Here is an 18,350-nt window from a genome sequence, read left to right as displayed (position 1 = left end):
ACCGGGCGGCTCGCGCCGCACCGATAACTGCGTGAGACCTTGCTAACGCTGCGGGATGTGATTGGGGCTCCGTAGGCCAGGTCATTACCTGGCGTCTCAACCGATGCTTTGGAACAAAGCGAGTCGCCCGGCAGCGAATCTGAAGTTCATTATTGAACCGCGCGTGACCCCACCTAAGTCAAACTGGCCGACAAGGGATCTTCAACACAATCACAAATACTTGGCCAGCTCGTCGCCGCGGGTGGCTCTTGCGTCGACCTTGGCTGTCACTTCAGCGTCTTCCACGAGCGGCGGGGCATGATGCGGCTTGACTCGTGCGTCGATGATCAGCGGTCCGCGACAGCCCCAATGCTTGGCCACAACTTGCACTCCGACACCGTCGACATCAATCGCTGGGTTGCTGCGTGTGAACGTCAACCACAACCAATTGTTCAGCGTTGCGGCGGCGAACTCAGAATCGTCACATAAAGTGACCAACGGCATGGTTTCTAGATTTGGCTGGTTTGCCAAGTGCTCAGTGAGACGTTGAACGTCTTCACGAGACGCGTCGCCGCCGTACTTGGGCCCTTTCACCGCGATCACGCCGGGCATCACCAACTTCGGTTCTGAAATGCCATCCGGCAGACTAAGACCAGATGGTATCTCCGTCGCGAGTTCTCGAATCGGTTGGCCCGTCGCCGCGACGACCACTTTGGAACCTTGGTTCAATCCCGTGCCGCTGTAGTCGAGCGTGTCGATCGTCGTCTTGGTGTGGAAATGCAAATCGCGACGCCAATCGACTCGGCGAAGGATGTGCTGCATGAATTTGCCAATGTCATGGATCTTGATCGAATCATCTGGGTCGTCGGTAATCCACAGATACTTCGCCAGTGACAATTGCCCGTTGCCCAAAATCGCATTGGCCTGCGTCAGCAACTCCTGCGGCTCTTTGGCGTTCAAGTACGGCATGTAACGTTCGCTGCCGATCGCCAACAACAACGGATGAACGCCGGCGGCATCAACCGCGTGAACGGCTTTCACTCCGGGGATGACCGTTGGAATGATCGGGTCCGTCAGTTCGTGAATCAATTGCCCGAACGTCGTGTCCTCTTGCGGAGGCCGGCCAACGACGGTGAACGGCCAAATCGCGTCTTTACGATGCCAGACATGTTCCACCTTCATGAACGGGAACGGGTGCTGCAGTGAGTAGTATCCCAAGTGATCGCCAAAGGGTCCTTCGGGCATCGTCGCGGTCGGATCGACTCGTCCCACGATCGCGAAATCAGCGTCGGCGTAAACGGGTGCATGGGAGCCACGAATCATGCGGACTCGGCGGCCCGACAGAGCACCGGCGAAGGTCAGCTCAGTCAGTCCTTCGGGAAGCGGCATCACCGCGGCCAAGCTCATCGCCGGCGAACCGCCCACCGTGATCGCGACTTGCAACGATTCATTGCGATCCATGGCGGCACGGTGGTGCACTCCGATGCCACGGTGAATTTGATAGTGCAGCCCGACTTGGTTCTCGGGGTCGTATTCATTGCCCGCCAGCTGAACGCGGTACATGCCCAAGTTGACTCGCATCAAGTTCTCGGGCGCCGCCGGGTCCGCCGACAGCACTTGTGGCAATGTCACAAAGAAACCGCCATCCATCGGCCACGACTTCAGCGCCGGCAGCTCACTCAATCGACACTGGTTCGCCTGAACGGCACCGCTTCGGGTGAATCGCGGCAGCATCGTCAGCGCCGTCATCGGCACGCCCGCGTATCGCATCGGGCTTTTGGGCAACGCCGACGGATCCAGTTTGACTTCGATCAGTCGCCGCACACGCTCGAGCGTGTCACGGAACAGATAGCGGGCTTGGTCCAGCGACGCGAACAGGTTCGACGCCATCGGAAATTTGCATCCACGAACGTTGGTGAACAAGATCGCCGGTCCACCTCGCAGATACACGCGGCGCTGGATCTCGGCCATTTCCAGAGTTGGATCGACTTCGTCATCGACCGTGATCAGTCGACCTCCGGCGCGCAGATCCTCCACGACGTCTCGGGTGCTTCGATGTTTCAACGCGAAAACTTTCAGACGAGAACCAGGAATCCGATCGATTGACCGCCAAGCCAGCCGAGTTCACAACGGGTCGGCGAGCGAGATTCTTCGATCGGATTCAACCGATCATTTGAATTCGTCTTCAAAGGCAGCGAAGTCGTCGCCACCCTCGGCCACAAATTCTCCACCGCCGAAATCATCGCCTTCCGCGGGAACGGCTTCGAATTCGTCGCCTTCGACGACCTCGATCTCTTCTCCGTCCGCCATCATCTCTTCCTCACCGGCGGGAACAACCGCTGCGGCAGGTCGAGGCTTGCGGTTTTTGAATCCGACCACGACCACTGCCAGAATCATCGTGAGCAAGAAAACGACCCAGCAAATGAAATAGATCATGGGAGACAGGTCAGCCGGAAAAAGTAAAGGTCGTGGGGCGAATCGAGAAAGACGCCCCACATCCTAATTGCCACTGGTCGAGTCGGCAAATTCGGCTCCGGCAATCTGCTGAAGCCGCTTTTTCCCGTACTATCTCACCCACATTCCGGCCAATCGCTGATCCCGTTGCGGCCCCCAACCGGGGAATTCGCTCAGCGGGTGTAGCTCAGACCAAAATGGATGCCTTGCACGTAAAACGTGCTGTCTCGCATCGATGGTGCGGGAAGGTTGTTGTTGGCGTCGTTGATGTTTCGATCAAAGATGCCAGAGACCTGAATCGCGTCGGACATGGCCATCAAGTGGTAACCGATCGTGACGTCGAAGTGGTTGAATCGGTGCCATCCCAGGTTCACGTCCAGCTCAGGAACCCAACCGAACGTGTCGCTGGTGAAGGTGCCTTCGTTGGTGTCCGGATCGACGAACAGTCCGCCATCTTGCGGGGTGTCCGGAGGCCCAACTGTTGTGCTGCCTTGACGATCCGCCGTGCGACGAACGTTGCCGAACGCGGCCTTGGCCAACCAGTTGAAGCTCCAGCAACCTTCGCGGTAGCGACCGGCCAAACCAAATTGGGCTCCGTGGAATTCGTTGGTCGCTTCGAAGGAATCACGAATCGAGATGTAGTTGCCCGCGTCGGTTCCTTCGGTCAGCGTTGAACTGGATGAGATGTTCAGTCCCTCGGACAATCGCATGTACTGGTAACCATACAAAACGTCGAAGGTCGTTCCCAAACCGCCTCGCCAAAATTGACGCACCGAGATATCACCGCCGTGCAGTTCGCTGTAAGCATCCACGCCGACCGCACCAAAGCGACCATTGATGGCGGGATCCGCCGGTGCATTCGGGAAGACGACCACGTTGGAATCTTCCGCGTCCGTTGCGACGTTGAAGAACGGAATCGCGAGCACGTCGAAGTTTCTTTGGTCAGCACTGAAGCTGTAGTTTTCATCGCCAGCGACCCAGCCCCGGAAGACCAGGCTGCGGCATTGATGGTTGTCCAACCACAAGCCAAGCGTCAAACGACCGCCGGCCGTTGCATCTTTCAACACGCTGTCGTCGCCAGCCAAGACCGTGCCCGTATCCAGCGATCCGGTGTCCGGTGCCGTGTCGGTTGTGACCAGAGCTGGCAATCGATCGCCTTTGCGGAACATGATCATCAACTCAGCCGATCCAAACCAACGATTGGGATCAACACAGATCGCTCCGGCAGGACCGCACGAAGGCCCACACATTCCATCGCAGCCGCCATAGCCACAACTGTCGCAGCCATACGATTCGAATCCGCACCCTGGACCTTCCAGTCCACAGCCCACGTCGAATCCGCACCCGCAACCTTCGATTCCACAACCGGGCCCTTCCATGCCGCATCCCGGCCCATGGAAGTTCATTGGTGTGCCCGAGCCGACGATGGTTTCACCGGCAAATGTCGGATGTTCCATGATGGCAACCGAGCCAGATGTCTTTTGCAGCACGCGGCCTCGGTGACTCGATCCGGTCGACTGGATGATGCGAGCCCCTTCCCTCGGAACGCCATGGGCACCGGAGGAAGGATGAACCGACATGGCCGAAACAGGCCGAACGATTTGTGCGTTGGAAGGCTGCGAGTTTGAGCCCACAACTTCGCCCAGTTTTCGAAGTCGCAAACCGCCCGGTTCGTCCATGACTTGCAGGCCGTCAACTTCCGCGTCGGAGGTGACTTCCATGTCGTCATAAACGACTTCGTCGATTTGAATGCGGCTGAGTTGCGGCGAAGAATCGGGATACAATTCCCAATCGCCCGTTGTCTTCTCGGCAGCACTTCCAGGTGCTTGATACGTTCCGCGGTCCGGCTTTTTGACACGGACCTGAGCTGCCAATGGTGAACACGCCAGGCATGCCACAAGGACAGCACAGTTTTTCGCAAACCGGGGAAGTCGGCGCCAGATCAAAGAGTTCATGGGGTGTTTCGCTTGGATTCAATCGTCGGGGGTAGTCGCGAATCGGAGTGACCGGCGGGCTCGGAGCGTGCGTTCCACACGCGACCTCGCGCAACACCAGATGCCACGTGAACTGGTATCGGATGGGACGATCGTGACGGTTGAGCCGTTTTGGCAAACTTTGCGGGTTAGGCCACGGTTAAGGCTGAACCGCAGTTTCACGCTGGCCGTGTTTCACGGTTGTCATTGAGGTCGATATCGGCACCGGCAAAACGAAATCGGCTTTCGCTCATCGAATTTGCTACGATGAATTCGCGAACGAGGTGTCCTGCAATGGCCTTCACGTTCGCTCTTGTCGCCGCCCACTCACTGCCGGAGTCCACGCTCATGCGTTTGCGCCGAAATAGCCATTCCGCCCGCCGAATTCATTCCGTCTCCGGACTCGGCCTCGCATTGCTTGCCGCGATGGTTGGTGCTTTCACCATCAACACAATCCGGCCCGCGACCGCGTGCACCGTGATGCGGATGACCATCCAGGGACAATTGGTGATCGCCCGAAATCACGATTGGCCGTTTGGCGAAGCACTCGTGATCACCAACCATCGTGGCATCGAGAAAACATCGCTTGCGCCGATCAAACCCGCGACCTGGGTATCCAGATACGGCAGCGTTTCGTTTTGCCAGTTCGGCCGCGAAATTCCGTTTGCTGGGATGAACGAAAGAGGACTGACGGTCGACTTGTTGCGTTTGCCCGGGGCGACCTTCCCAGATCCTGTTGCGGTGGAAGCCGATCCAAACCTCACGGCGGTCAACGCGATTCAGTGGGTGCAGTATCAACTCGACACCGCCGAAACCGTTGCGGAAGTCGTCGACAGTCTTTCAACCGTGGTGCCGATCCCGATGCTGCCGATGGTTGAGACCGTTCATTATTTTGTGACGGATTCGACGGGCGATGTTGCCGTGGTCGAGTTCATCAACGGCAGAGCGGTGGTTCGCCACGGCGACCAATACCGTCTGGATGACGGGAAACCAAAGACTCGCGCGTGCGTGTTGGCCAATTCGTCCTGGGAAGATTCGCAAACGGAACTGCTGAACAACTCCAGCCGAATGCGTTACGACCGCGGAGTTCGCTTGGTTGAAATGGCAAATGAGATCGGAGTGGAGATTGCTCCCATCGACTACGCAACTCGCTGTTTGCGTATGGTCGCTCAAGGCCCGCTGACTCAGTGGAACTTGATCTACCAACCCGAAGAGCGTCGGATCCACTTCCGCACACAAAACTCCCCACAACGGCGATGGATTGACCTGGATGACCTGTCCTTCGATCCGGAGCAGATTCCTCAGGCGATCGACATTGATCGCAACATCGATGGAAACGTGGCGTCGCACATGAAAGCGGTCACCGATGCGGACAACGAGCGCATCGTGAACCATGCATTTGACCATTTCGTGCCCGCTGGTCTGCCTAGTCTGATGATCAAACAGCTTCTTCTGGACTATCCGAACAAGCTTCGATCGGCTCAAACCGCTCCCTGAATCTGGGTTGCGCGTCGGGAAACTAGCTTTCTCGAAAAATTCTTTTGAGGAACGGAACCCCCTCCACGGGGAGACTATCCGCTTCTATGAAGCTGAGCGGAACGTTAGACGGACCAGAAAGCGTCGCTCAAGCACGCAATTTTCCCGCTGCGCAGCGAACGACGAACGCTCATTTCTGTTCACCAAACCTTCACTTTGAGCTTCGCTGTTTCTTCATATTTGTTTCCTAGAGTCCCGCCCAAATCACTGACGGCGGCAAATCAGCGATGACGCTTTCCGCCGTTCTCACCCCACATAATTCGCTGGAAGAAACGAATGACCTGCCTGACGACCCAATCGAGTCGCCGAACCTCTGCCCACCAGTGCTCCGCTCCGATCACCAAGCGTTCCGTCACATCGACTCGCGGATTCACGCTGGTCGAGTTGTTGGTTGTGATCGCCATCATCGGCGTCCTGGTTGGACTTCTGCTGCCGGCGGTTCAGTCCGCTCGCGAAGCCGCACGTCGCATGCAATGCAGTAACAACCTCAAACAAATTGGCTTGGGACTTCACGTTTATCACGACACATTCAATAAGTTCCCCTACGGCTGGGACAACCGCGGCATGACCTGGAGCGGTCACATCTTGCCGCAGATCGAACAAGCCAACCTGTACCAAACCCTGATCTTCCAAGAGTCTGGGCTTGGCAACTGGGCGACCGACGATGGCCCCAACGAAGAGGCCTGCGAAACGGTCATCCCGACCTACCGTTGCCCCAGCATGGCGCTGCCATTGCACATGGATTACAACGGAATCCCACAACGCGTGCCCGCCAGCTACCGCGGCGTTGCCGGAACCTTGGCAACCTCCGACGACACTAGCACCGCACTACCCGACACGATTTCATTGGAAAGCTTGGATCAAGACGGCATCTTCTACGCCTGCAGCAAAACCAAGTTCCGTGACATCCTGGACGGAACGTCCAACACGATCATGATCGGCGAAAGCTACAACAACCCGAAGTTCGTCAAAGACGGCCAGGGCATGGACTACTGGTATATCGGTGCTCCACAAACCGATCCTTGCCGTTGCGACGGCGGAACTGGCGGAACGGAATTCTCCGAAGTCGCTGGCGTTACGATCACTCCGGTCAACGCTGTCATCCGTGCTCCACTGATGAGCGGTCGATTGATGGAACTGTCTTTCGGCAGCTACCACATTGGTGGTGCTCACTTCCTGAAATGCGATGGCTCGGTGACCTTCTTGACCGAATCGCTGGCCGAAGACGTCTACGATGCCCTGGGCTCACGTGACGGCGGCGAGATCCCCAGCGAACTCTGATTCGCAGTTCGCCCATCACATTCCATCCGACAACACATTGAACTTTCAATCATGGCTATGAACTCAGCAATCCAACGAGCGATGGCGCTGACATTGGTCGCCTGCCTCGCACTCACCTTGGCAACCAGCACGGGTTGCGGACCAAGTGCCCAAGCAGACTACGCATCGATCGGCTTGGTCCCGATCACCGGGAACGTCACCTTAGACGGCCAACCTCTCGAAGGAGCCGTGGTGATGTTCGAGTCGCCCGACACGACGTTCTGCTATGGAACGACGGACGCGGAAGGCAACTACGAGATCAAATTCAACAGCGAAGTGATGGGCGTTCCTCCGGGAGAAAAAGTCGTGCGAATCAGCACCACCGCCTCGACCGGTGAAGTTGACACGGAAGGCGCTGATGAAGATGACGATGACGCCGCGGCTCGACGCAAAAAGAAGAAGAAACGCAATCCGAACGAGCAGGTCCCTGAAGCCTACAACGAGAATTCGCAAATCAAAGCCACCGTCAGCGACAGCCAAACCGTTTACGACTTCGCACTGAAGTCCGACGGCTCACCGCTTTAAGGTCCACGTGACGTAGCGGAAGGGCGCGAGCCCTCCGGTTCCTCACCGGGCGGCTTGCGCCACACCGCTAACATCGCCACTTGTTGTTCACGCGTTGCTAAAGATTCGCTCGGCCGGTTGTCTGCTGGTTAACGGGCTGTTGATTGAGTCGTATACCGAACGACAACAATTAGCCATTCGGCGTTAGCCTGGGTTGGCGTCTGATAACCGCCGCTAACGCGGTACGGCTCATTGAATCAACCTCAAAAGCAACGGGTGCTTCCCATTGGGAAAGCACCCGTTTTTCGTGCGCCGAAATGATTCGGCGTCGTTCTAGGCTGCCAAATGCTTGGATTCGAAACGGCTTTGAACTGCCCAGGTTTTGTCACACGACTTCGCCCCAAAGGGGCAGCGCTATGCCAGCCCAGGGCAACGCCCTGGGTTGCGGTGGGACCAAGATTGCAAAGCCCTAACGGGGCGGTCCTAGCGGGTTATGGGGAAACTTTCTTATCGCCGCCCCCGTTGGGGCTCGCGTTGGGGCCTGCGTGACGAAACCCCAGGCGATGCCTGGGGCTATCTTAGAACTGCCCCGTTGGAGCGTAGGACAAAACGAAAGTCAACGTCGCATGCTCTGTGTCAACCCTCAAGTTCTTGCGGCCCAACGTCGTCCTGATCGACCGTGCAAAAGCGACCTACGAAGTTGCCGCTCGGATCGCTTCGATCAACGCGTGCGGCGAATCATGCGAGTACGCCACGTCTTGCGACTCTTTTGTTGCCAGCGTTTTGACTTGCACTGTGCCGGCTTCCCATTCATTCCCGCCGGCGATGAGAGCGACGGCGAAACCTTGTGAGTCGGCGTACTTGAGTTGTTGGCCGAGCTTCTTGGGTTCCGGATAAACTTCGGTGCCAATCCCAGCGTCGCGAAGCTGCGAGGCCAACTTCAAATAGTCGTCCCGGTGTCCCTTGTCGAAGAACGGCACGAACACCGCACAGGGTTTGCTGACACCCGACAATCGACCGAGGCTTTCCAGCGCGGCGAGCAATCGATCCAGTCCGAGCGAGGCACCGATGCCAGGCAGATGCTGCTTGGTGTACAGCCCTGCTAAGTTGTCGTAGCGGCCGCCGCTGCAAACGCTGCCGATGCCGGGCAATTCGTCCAGCGTCGTTTCAAAGATGACTCCGGTGTAGTAGTCCAACCCGCGAGCGATCGAGACATCGATCTTCAAACGGTCCGGGCTGACTCCGGATGCCAAGGCACCACGATAAATTTGGGTCAAACGTTCGATGCCTGCCGCGGCGGTTTCGTTGCCGCCGGTGATCTCGGGCAGCGATGCCAAGATCGACTCCGCGTCGCCGTCGCACTCTGCCAATCGCAACACCGCATCGGATTGCTCGGCCGTCACACCCGCGGATTCGACCATCTCATTGGCCGTTTTTTCGCGGCCGATCTTTCCAAGCTTGTCGAGACTTCGCAGCACCGGTGTCGTCTTGTCGGCCAATCCCAACGATTCCAACAACCCGGTCAGGATCGCCCGGTTGTTGATGCTGATCGTGAACGCGTCGATCCCGATCGCTCGCAACAACGCATCGATCACGCAGACCGCTTCGATGTCCGCCAGTTCTGACGTGGTGCCAATCGTGTCAAAGTCACACTGCACAAATTCGCGATACCGGCCTTCTTGTGGTTTCTCACCACGCCATACCGGAGCGATGTGATAACGCTTGAACGGGGTCCCCAACGTGCCAATGTGCTGAGCCGCGAATCGAGCCAATGGCACCGTCAGGTCAAACCTCATTCCGACGGGGCGTCCGCCGTTGTCTTCAAACGAGTAAAGCTGACGATCGGTTTCGTCGCTGCCTTTGCCAGTCAAGATTTCCAGGTGTTCGAGCGTCGGTGTGTCGATCGGTGCGAACCCGAAACTGCGAAACACTTCGCGAGCGGTTTGCATCAATTGTTCCCGCGGAATCATCGCGGCGGGTAAGTAGTCGCGGAATCCCTTCAGCGTGCGAGGTTGGATCATGGAGGTCGGTGAGGGGTGAATGGGAAAAAGGAAAGTGGAGGGTGTGAGTCGTAGCGGAAGTCGCCAAGACTTTCGGTTTGCATCCAAATCTGCCGAAACTTTTGACGAGTTCCGCTACCCAACGACAGGCAATCCAGTCGGGCGTCGACTGCGGATCGAGTCGATGTCCCGGTCGGCTCCTTCGGGGAACTGCGGCCCGAACAAAGCGTCCGCGTACTCGTCAATCTGCTCAGGCGTTTCGAAGTACTTCTCGTAGCACCAATCGTCCTCGAACTCACACTCCTTCGTCGTGTATTCGCGACAAATTTGAGGCCGGGTTTCGTAGATCCCGCATCGATGATCGTCTTGCAGGTGTTTGCAAGTCGTGTGAACGAGCAAATACCAAGTGTCTTCGTCCACGAACACGGTGGCTCGGTCGTGCAGCAGATACCACCGCATGAAGTCAAAATCTTTTCGTGTCACCGGTTCGTCGATCGGCAGCGCGAAGTACTTGCAGCACTTGGCCGTGCAGTGATCACACAGATTCGCTTCGGCGGGAAAGTCCGATCGACGACGGCCATTGACCGAGGGTGGCGTGGCGACAGGCAACTTGGATGCGGTGGGCATGATTGGGTCGAATGTGATAATTTGCGAATTCGTCGGGCCAACAGTTTCCTCGTAAAAGCCTCCACATGGAAGTCGTCATCACCGCCCTTGGTCCGGATCACTCCGGTTTGGCCGATCCGATCATTCACCACGTCACCGCACGAGGGGCTCGGATTTCCGAAATCCAGATGTACGACCACGACGAGGAAGAATTGTTCGCGATGCTCTGCCGACTGCAGTTCGACGCTGGTCCCGACCCCCAGCAGTTGCTGACGCAGTTGCAGGACGAAATGAAACAGATTGGCGAGCACACGGGGTTGTCGATCCGAGCTTGGAGCCCCGATGCAAGGGCGAGCCAGCCTCGTTTGGCGGTCGCCTGCACCTATGTCGAACACACTCCGCGAGCGGTATTGGAAGCTGTTTCCTCGGGTCAAATCGCCGCGGAAGTCCCCGTGATCATCTCCAACCGGAAGAAACTGGGCTTTCTGGCCGATGAGTTTGACTGCGATTTCCGGATGATCGGCGATGGCACCGGAGCGGTCGATGACGCGGCCCTGTTGGCGACGCTGGATGAATACGACATCGATTATCTGATTCTGGCTCGCTACATGCGAATACTTCCCGCCGACGCCTGCTGGCAATTCGCGGGCGGCCGAATCATCAACTTGCACCACGGATTGCTGCCAGGCTTTCCCGGATTCCGCCCGTACCATGATGCCCACAACGTCCGAATGCTGACGTTCGGTGCGACGTGCCACTTCATCATTCCCGAGCTCGACGCGGGAAACCAAACGATCAATCAGCGAACTTTTTCCGTGGCACCCGGCACGCCACTCGAAGAGATCATCGCCCAAGGTGAATCCGAAAACGAACCCGCCTGTTTGGTCGAAGGCGTCCGACGCGTCGTCGACCGAGAAGTCCACCTCCACTTCCATCGAGTCGTGCCCCGCAAAGATCTCGCCAGCGCGAACCCATTAGCCGCCGGCCGTTAGGCCCGGTTCCTCCACACGAAAACCGGTGCTAACGCACTGCGGCTGATACTTCCAGACTCAGCGAACGACCTCCTCTACCTCCAGCGTCCCGCACCAATCAGCCGACGGCCGTTAGGCCCGGTTCTCATCACACGGAATTCTCGCCACGCAGAAACCGGTGCTAACGCACACCGGCTAATAAATTCAGTTGTCGCGCCCCATCAACCGCATTCCGGACGAACTTTCAAATTGCGCTTCAGCCGCAGCTTTTCGTCCAACAACGGGCTCAATCCGTCTGACCGACCGGAATCGCTCCCCCCATCTAATCGCGCAAGTCTGCCGCAACGCTTGCAATGGGAATGAATTTCAATTGGGTTGGCCGCACGACCGGACCTGAACCAATTCGCCCCCAAGATTTTCCGCGTGGCGGGTCGATACCCACGGCGTCTGATGCACGCAGTGACCAGATGGCCTCGTTTCTCGAGGAAATTTGCCATGTCGAGGCGGCGTGGCACCATCGGCAGCAGACCTCCCGCTGGACGAAAGGATGTTGATGATCGGGTACTCCCTCGAAACGATCGATTTGCCGCAACTGCGTCGCCAAGTCGAAGACAAACTGTGCGATCTGGGCCAACTTGAACCCCATCAGTTCCCGCTGACTCAGCGGGAAGTGGTTCGAAGGGGTGCAACCTGCGGACTTTATTTTTGTCTGCATGGCCCCCGAAGCGTGAAGCTGACCGCGATCGCCGATCTCAAAACCCAATCGCTCGTCTACTACGGCGTTGACGGGGTCCGTTGCGAAACAGTTCCGATGGAAAACCTCACGCGGGCCGCCGCCTGAATCCGATAGATCAACTTCTTGCGAGTCACCTGGCAAGGGAAAACCGACGCCGGTGGAGCTGATCCAGCACCCGCGAAGCGAATTCAATCTCGTCTTGGCGGACCATGCATCCGTGCCTCGACAATTGCAAAACGCCCAAGTTCACACGCGAAGTGAAATTCCGTTTTGGATCAAGATTGAAAGCGGCGTTTTCGCCATAAAACGACTGTATTTTCCGTTTCCTCGGTTGTGGGGGGCGGTGTTAGGTCGTTATGATTCGCGGCCTTCACCGCGACGGGTTTGGCTTTTGCTGCGCTCGACCGCGACATTTCATTCCTCGACTTAGAGGATTTGGACCATGCAAACGATTGATTTGAAAGGGTTTACGGAGCGGCAATGGTAAAGTTATTGGTGCGTGATCGGGAAACGATTCAGGAGGCAGTCCGCCGGTTTAGAAAATTGGTCGAGCGAAGCGGTATCAAGAAAGAAATGCGTCGCCGCGAATTCTACGAAAAGCCGAGCGAAACCAATCGCCGTGCCCGCCTGCGTGCCGAACGCCGCAACAAACGCACCCGCATGTTGTCCCGCTGATTTTCGATTGCACGGCAACTTTGATCGTGCAGTAGAAACCATCAGCCCCAAGTCGTTCCGTTTCAATTGAAGCGGAACCTGCCCGAAGGGCAGACACCAGGTCTCTCAAAAGACCGGAAACAAAACAAAAGAAGAGTCCATGACTTTTCGACGGGCGATTAGCTCAGTTGGCTAGAGCGTCTCGTTTACACCGAGAATGTCGGGGGTTCGAGTCCCTCATCGCCCATCAAGCTCCGCTTTTCAGCGGAGCTTTTTTCATGCGCCGACAGCGTCCGCCTCCTCCACAGGGTGCAACCCACCGTTTGTAGGCCAGGTCCCACCTGGCGCGGGTGACCGGCCGATCAAATTCCCATGTCAATGTCACGTGGAATGGTGCAGACGCCTCGCTTTGTTCCAAAGCATTGCCGTGGTTGCCAGGTGAAACCTGGCCTACATTGGAGGCGTGCCCGAGCCCCGAGCCCAAGTGAATACGCTTGGTGACCTCACTCCGATTTTGCCGCCTCTAGCATCGCTTGCACACGCTGCTGTTCCTTGGCCAATGCTCCCGGCGGGATCGACATGGGTTCAAAATCAGGCGATGGATTGAGCGGCTCGTCACTTGGGATCTCGCGCAAACGCAAATTGCGATACCAAACCGGCTGACCGTGATCCTGCAGCCACAGCTCGCCACCGCGACCGGTGAGATCTCCGCCGCGGATCGTCAGCAGCTTCACCATCTCGGCCCACTTTGGATCGGTGTAGTCAAAGTCCAGAACCTTTTGACCGTTGAGCCAATGCTGAATCACTGTTCCTTTGCAGACCACTCTTCCGGAATTCCATTCGCCCACGGGACGCGTTGCATCTTTCGACGGGGCCATGCAAAAGAACAACGAAGCCGCAGATTGCCGCGGGTTTTCTCCGTACGGACTGCCCACGTTGTCGAGCACCTGATACTCGACTTGACCGGGCCGGTAATAAACGCCGCTGTTGCAACCCTTGGACACCTTCCATTCGAACCGAAGCTCAAAGTCATCCGGGACAAGCATGCGTTTGTAAGTGAGAGAACCACCGCCGGCGGCACGAAAAAACGCCCCGTCTTCGATTCGCCAATTCCCACCGTGCTCCCAGCCGTCAAAGGATTTGCCATCAAACAGCTCGACAAAATCCGTAGCAGCGTTGGATTGCTCGGCTGAAGAAACAGCCTCCACAGCGGCCCCAACGTTGTCTGCGGCATTCACAAGGCAGCACGCCAGAATGCTCGCGGCACCCAACACGGCACCGATCAAATGAAATTTCCGACCGGGCAGACACCAGCACTTCATCGCAAAACCTTGGCTACAAAGGGAGATTCCAATACGGCGCCCACTCTATCAGCCCTCAGCGGTGACGAGAAGCAAAACGCCTCAAGGACCTACAGCCCGGTGGCGGCGTGGACTAGGATGTAGGACCAGCAAGCGCATGCTGCGTCGCGGCTCTTCTTCCTCCAACGAACGTTTCCACCATGCCTTTGTTTGAAATCGAAACGGACGCCCACATCATCATCACTTGGGCCGAAAACGAAGACGACGCTCGCGAAGTCGTCGACGACGCCTACCCCGAAGATGAACTGATGCGTTTGACCAAACGCCCTCGTGATTCTTGGGTGATCAGCAAAGGTGCTCTCGGCCTAACAGACCGCACACTCGATCCGTGCATGACCGCTCGCGAATGCCTCAGCAAATCGGCTGGCGACAAGGTCAACGCGATTCGTTTGTACCGAATGGAAACCGGTTGTGACCTCGAACAAGCACGCATCGCGATCGAATCCAATATGGTAATGGGATGGTAGTGGACCCCGCCGAGTCCTCACCGCTTCCATCACTTCCAGATTGAGATTCCATGATGAATGCAGCGTCGCCTCCTAACCCATGGCTGTGGTTTGCGTGGTTGATGCTTGTTCCGTTGCTGGTCGGCTGCGATGGCTGTCGCCAAACCGAAGAAACCGATCTGAAGGAAGAAGTCGCGGAGCAAAAGCTGCCGCCGTTCACCATCAGCTCCGCCAAAGCGTTCCCAGCCACACGTGCGGATGCGGGAACCAAAGGTGCCACGGACGGAACCATCAAACCAGGACACTGGTTCGCCGCGGGAGTTGCACTGAAAAGCAATCGCGAAGACGAACGCGGTGCGATCATCACCGACACAAAAATCGTTCGTTCGGTCAATGTGATGAACGACGAAGTCGAACGCTCCGAGCTGGAGGCCAAGATTGCGAACGCATCGGCAAGAACGGTTGGCAAATCCTTCCGAGTTCGACGGCCAGCGGTTCTGCCAAAGGGGCAACGCCGCGAGTTAGAAACCCGAGCGTTGGCGTCGGAGGCGGGCGGCAGATTGATCGAAGGCCTCGAGTTTGATGGCGATTTTGTCTCATCGCGAACAGGCGCCGCCGTGCCGCTTCGGCCGAGCAAGTTCGCGGCGCTCCAACCACAATCGTTTTTCTTTGTCGTCCTCACCGAACGATCCGAGCGCTTCACGCGACTGCAAACCGCGGACTGGGTCGAACCACTGAGGGCCAACAACGAGTTTTATCGACCAAGAGAAAACTACCGCATCGTCATCCCGCCGACAAAAGGTGTCCTGCCGCTGTCCGAAACCATGCTGGATTGGACCTCCACCGCGGTGCTGTTTTGGGACGACCTGACCTCATCGGCGCTGACACCCGGTCAGCGGAACGCGATCGTTGATTGGTTGCATTTTGGCGGCACGCTGATCGTCAATGGACCATCGGGAACGGACGCGATTGATGACCCAAGATTGAAAGCTTTGCTGCCAATCGAAGCCGACGGGAACAAGGAACTCAACGGCGACAACGCCATCGCGTTTCTGAAATCACACCGGGTCAAAACCGACGAATCCATTCCTGCGATCGAAGCGAGATTGTCGGGCGACAACAGCACGGTCTCCGTGGCCGGCCAACCCGCCGCCGAATCGACTCCATTGGGTGAAGGCGACTTGGTCTACCAGCGACGAATTGGTCGCGGACGGATCGTGCAAAGCCGCGTGGACTTGCTGAGCGAATGGATGACGGCTTGGAAATCCTACGACAGCTTCTTCAACGGCGCCGTCCTGGCTCGACCGCCACGTGTATGCGAGAAACTAGAAGCGTTTCGCGTCTCCGCGCCGCAGTCTTTTCTAAGAGAAGATGAAATCGACACCGTCTCAGAAGAAGAGATGGCGGCGATCATTAACCAGCCAACGGTGCAGCAACGTTTGGTGGGAATGACAATCGAAGATGCCCCTCCCACGATCAACTCCGGCTTCCGCCTTTTCGCTCGAGACATGCGACTGGGCAAGCTTCCAAGCCAGAGCGACCCCCAAGACGAACCGGACAACGATGAAGCGTCCGTCGGATCCGGGCGACAAAAACCGTCCAGAACGCTCCAGATTGCTTCTGCCAAAGACTACCGAAACCGTCTGGACCAGGAGGTGCTGCAACATCCAGTCAGCGGTGTTGGCGGCTGGAAAGATGACAGCGCACTGTTGATGTCCTTTCGGAACTCGCTGCAAGATCGCATTGGAGTCACGATTCCCGATTCGTCACTGGTTGTGAAGAGCTTGCTGATCTACCTGATCGTTCTCATCCCGCTCAACTACGCCGTGTTCCGGTGGATGGGACGTCTGGAATGGGCTTGGCTGGCGATGATTCCGATCGCGTTGGTGGGAGCGTTTATGGTCGCGCGAGCGGCTCAGCTTGACATGGGTTTTGCACGAAGCCGCAACGAGCTGGCGTTTTTAGAGATCCCACGCGACCATGATCGCGGACACCTGACCCGCACGATCGCGTTGTACAACTCGCTCGCCAGCAACTATTCGATCCAGTTCGAGAATCCCGACGCCGCGATCACGATGCTCGCATCTCGGCGAACCGACTCTCGCAACGAAGCCATGTTCGGCTCCGATGGACTGACACTTCAACTTGGTTTTGACGCAGGTCCGCGTCTCGACGGAATCGCGGTTGGCAGTAACTCCTACGGTTCCGTTCACGTCGAGCAAATGGTCCCGGTCGGCGGCCAACTCTCGTTGTCCCAAGACGGCAGCACGCTCAGCAATGATTCCAATCTGGAACTAACGGACGTATACGTCATCCGACAACCATCCGGATCAAGCGAAACTTCGAAGACCGAAATCGCGGTGCTCGGCAGCGTCGCTCCCGGGGAAAATCCAAAGGTGTCGTATCAGCCCGCGGACCGGGTGCGAGTCCCCGGCGACGTCGATTCGGGCGTGCGGCTTTGCATGCAAAGAATCCTGGCCAGCACTTACATCGAACCCGGCACAACACGGTTGCTGGGGCGACTTGCCAAGGTGCCGCTCGATCAAGCGGACGCGGACGAGAGTCCAGCATGGGGCGGCTTGGAAATTCAACCGGTCTGCAGCCAAGTGGAGGCGGACACGATCGTGTTGGCACACTTGGAATACCCGGCCGTGCCCGCGGCTCAACCCGACGAAAACCTGATGGAAGACTTCCGCAGTCGAACCACCAAGTTGGAAGAAGAGAGGGCGAAGAAAGCAAAAGAGAAGAAAGCAGAAGAATCGAGGAAGAAACGTGAAGAAGAATCGGCGGGCACTGCCGTCAACGAAGAATCCGACACCACGAAGGAAACGCCATGATCACCTTGGAAGGCTTTGGCAAAGACTATGGTGAGTTCACCGCGGTCGAATCGATCGATTTGCAAATCGACGCAGGAGAAACGTTTGGTTTCATCGGCCCAAACGGTGCTGGCAAAAGCACCACGATTCGCTTCCTCGCCACGTTGTTGCGAGCCACCCGCGGACGCGGTGAGGTTGCCGGATGCGACGTGATGAACGACCCGATGGGGGTTCGCCGCGCAATCGGCTACATGCCCGATAACTTTGGCGTCTACGACGGAATGCGAGTTTGGGAGTTCCTGGACTTCTTCGCCGTTGCCTACGGCATCGCTCGATCGCAGCGTGGCCCCATCATCGACAACGTGCTCGAACTGCTGGACCTGGGTCACAAGCGAGACGACTTCGTCAACGGCTTGTCGCGTGGGATGAAACAACGGTTGTGCCTCGCCAAAACTTTGGTGCACGATCCACCGGTGCTGATTCTGGATGAACCCGCCAGCGGATTGGATCCGCGAGCACGTGTGGAAGTCAAAGCGTTGCTGAAAGAACTACGCCGAATGGGCAAGACCATCCTGATCAGCAGCCACATTCTGACGGAACTCGCCGATTGCTGCACATCGATCGGCATCATCGAACGTGGCCAGCTGTTGATGAGCGGGCCGATCGATCAGGTGTATCGCAAGATCCGGCGCAACCGCACGGTCGAAATCGCATTCACCGAGAACGCCGAAGCCGGCATCTCGATCCTTCGCAGCAGCCCCGCCCTTCGCGACCTGGAGATGCGTCCCGATCGAGTGATCGCGGAACTGGAAACCGATGACGCGGGACTGTCGACGTTGCTCAATCACTTGATTGCGCAGGGCGTTCAAATGCGATCGTTCTACGACCGCGATCCGACGCTGGAAGACGTCTTCATGAGCGTCACCGAAGGACTGGTCTCGTAGGTCCGGTTTTCACCGGACGCTTTCAACGTCTAGTGCTGCTCACAACACGA

Annotated in this window: 15 protein-coding genes and 1 tRNA gene; 10 read left to right on the top strand and 6 right to left on the bottom strand. The window is 57.3% G+C overall.

Features of this window, described 5'->3' with window-relative positions; genetic code table 11:
* Positions 1–210 precede the first annotated feature (210 nt).
* The 3 genes from B2R17_RS27215 to B2R17_RS27205 all read right to left on the bottom strand — a co-directional run bounded on the left by B2R17_RS27215 (position 211) and on the right by B2R17_RS27205 (position 4,388).
* A complete protein-coding gene (locus tag B2R17_RS27215; protein WP_286766462.1) occupies positions 211–2,043 on the bottom strand; it encodes a UbiD family decarboxylase in 1,833 nt (610 codons plus the stop codon).
* A 105-nt stretch (positions 2,044–2,148) separates the two neighbouring features.
* Positions 2,149–2,415, bottom strand: a complete 267-nt coding sequence (locus B2R17_RS27210) for a hypothetical protein (protein WP_008656998.1) — start codon at positions 2,413–2,415, stop codon at positions 2,149–2,151.
* Positions 2,416–2,606: 191 nt separating this feature from the next.
* Positions 2,607–4,388 carry a BBP7 family outer membrane beta-barrel protein gene (locus B2R17_RS27205; protein ID WP_286766461.1) on the bottom strand — a complete coding sequence of 594 codons (1,782 nt, stop codon included), beginning with the start codon at positions 4,386–4,388 and terminating at the stop codon, positions 2,607–2,609.
* Positions 4,389–4,754: 366 nt separating this feature from the next.
* Between B2R17_RS27205 and B2R17_RS27200 the strand changes: the two genes are divergently transcribed.
* The 3 genes from B2R17_RS27200 (at position 4,755) to B2R17_RS27190 (ending at position 7,787) form a co-directional block, all read left to right on the top strand.
* Entirely contained in the window at positions 4,755–5,903 is a 1,149-nt protein-coding gene (locus B2R17_RS27200) for a linear amide C-N hydrolase (RefSeq protein ID WP_286766460.1), read from the top strand.
* Between the two features lie 315 nt (positions 5,904–6,218).
* Complete coding sequence (locus B2R17_RS27195) at positions 6,219–7,223, top strand: DUF1559 domain-containing protein (RefSeq protein ID WP_286766459.1); 1,005 nt, start codon at positions 6,219–6,221, stop codon at positions 7,221–7,223.
* 57 nt (positions 7,224–7,280) lie between these two features.
* Positions 7,281–7,787: a carboxypeptidase-like regulatory domain-containing protein gene (locus B2R17_RS27190; protein WP_007333407.1), complete on the top strand. Its 507-nt coding sequence runs from the start codon at positions 7,281–7,283 to the stop codon at positions 7,785–7,787.
* Between the two features lie 671 nt (positions 7,788–8,458).
* Here B2R17_RS27190 and hisS read toward each other — a convergent pair.
* Together hisS and B2R17_RS27180 are read right to left on the bottom strand one after the other, a co-directional pair.
* Positions 8,459–9,787, bottom strand: a complete 1,329-nt coding sequence (gene hisS, locus B2R17_RS27185) for a histidine--tRNA ligase (RefSeq protein WP_286766458.1) — start codon at positions 9,785–9,787, stop codon at positions 8,459–8,461.
* A 114-nt stretch (positions 9,788–9,901) separates the two neighbouring features.
* A complete protein-coding gene (locus B2R17_RS27180) occupies positions 9,902–10,393 on the bottom strand; it encodes a YkgJ family cysteine cluster protein (protein ID WP_286766457.1) in 492 nt (163 codons plus the stop codon).
* A 65-nt stretch (positions 10,394–10,458) separates the two neighbouring features.
* Here B2R17_RS27180 and B2R17_RS27175 point away from each other — a divergent pair, with 65 nt between their 5' ends.
* The 4 genes from B2R17_RS27175 (at position 10,459) to B2R17_RS27160 (ending at position 12,980) form a co-directional block, all read left to right on the top strand.
* Entirely contained in the window at positions 10,459–11,364 is a 906-nt protein-coding gene (locus B2R17_RS27175) for a formyltetrahydrofolate deformylase (protein WP_286766456.1), read from the top strand.
* 532 nt (positions 11,365–11,896) lie between these two features.
* Positions 11,897–12,184, top strand: a complete 288-nt coding sequence (locus B2R17_RS27170; RefSeq protein WP_231846076.1) for a hypothetical protein — start codon at positions 11,897–11,899, stop codon at positions 12,182–12,184.
* A gap of 375 nt (positions 12,185–12,559) precedes the next feature.
* Entirely contained in the window at positions 12,560–12,754 is a 195-nt protein-coding gene (gene rpsU / locus B2R17_RS27165) for a 30S ribosomal protein S21 (RefSeq protein WP_007338941.1), read from the top strand.
* Positions 12,755–12,906: 152 nt separating this feature from the next.
* Positions 12,907–12,980, top strand: a tRNA-Val gene (locus B2R17_RS27160).
* A gap of 256 nt (positions 12,981–13,236) precedes the next feature.
* Here B2R17_RS27160 and B2R17_RS27155 read toward each other — a convergent pair.
* The gene (locus B2R17_RS27155; protein WP_286766455.1) at positions 13,237–14,055 is read right to left on the bottom strand and encodes a 3-keto-disaccharide hydrolase; all 819 of its coding nucleotides are present in this window, start codon (positions 14,053–14,055) and stop codon (positions 13,237–13,239) included.
* A gap of 179 nt (positions 14,056–14,234) precedes the next feature.
* Here B2R17_RS27155 and B2R17_RS27150 point away from each other — a divergent pair, with 179 nt between their 5' ends.
* From B2R17_RS27150 to B2R17_RS27140, 3 genes are read left to right on the top strand one after another with little or no spacing between them, the layout of a single operon-like run.
* Positions 14,235–14,561 (top strand): DUF6793 family protein, encoded by a 327-nt coding sequence (locus B2R17_RS27150; RefSeq protein WP_007330016.1) that lies wholly within the window; start codon positions 14,235–14,237, stop codon positions 14,559–14,561.
* Positions 14,562–14,611: 50 nt separating this feature from the next.
* A complete protein-coding gene (locus tag B2R17_RS27145) occupies positions 14,612–17,377 on the top strand; it encodes a hypothetical protein (protein WP_286766454.1) in 2,766 nt (921 codons plus the stop codon).
* A complete protein-coding gene (locus tag B2R17_RS27140; protein ID WP_007330018.1) occupies positions 17,374–18,300 on the top strand; it encodes an ABC transporter ATP-binding protein in 927 nt (308 codons plus the stop codon). The genes B2R17_RS27145 and B2R17_RS27140 overlap by 4 nt, the downstream gene beginning before the upstream one ends.
* Positions 18,301–18,350 lie beyond the last annotated feature (50 nt).

The sequence above is a fragment of the Rhodopirellula sp. UBA1907 genome (genome assembly GCF_002337565.1).
GTDB lineage: Bacteria > Planctomycetota > Planctomycetia > Pirellulales > Pirellulaceae > Rhodopirellula > Rhodopirellula europaea.
Note: the sequence above shows the minus strand (reverse complement) of the source record. Positions and strands in the feature narration are given on the sequence as shown.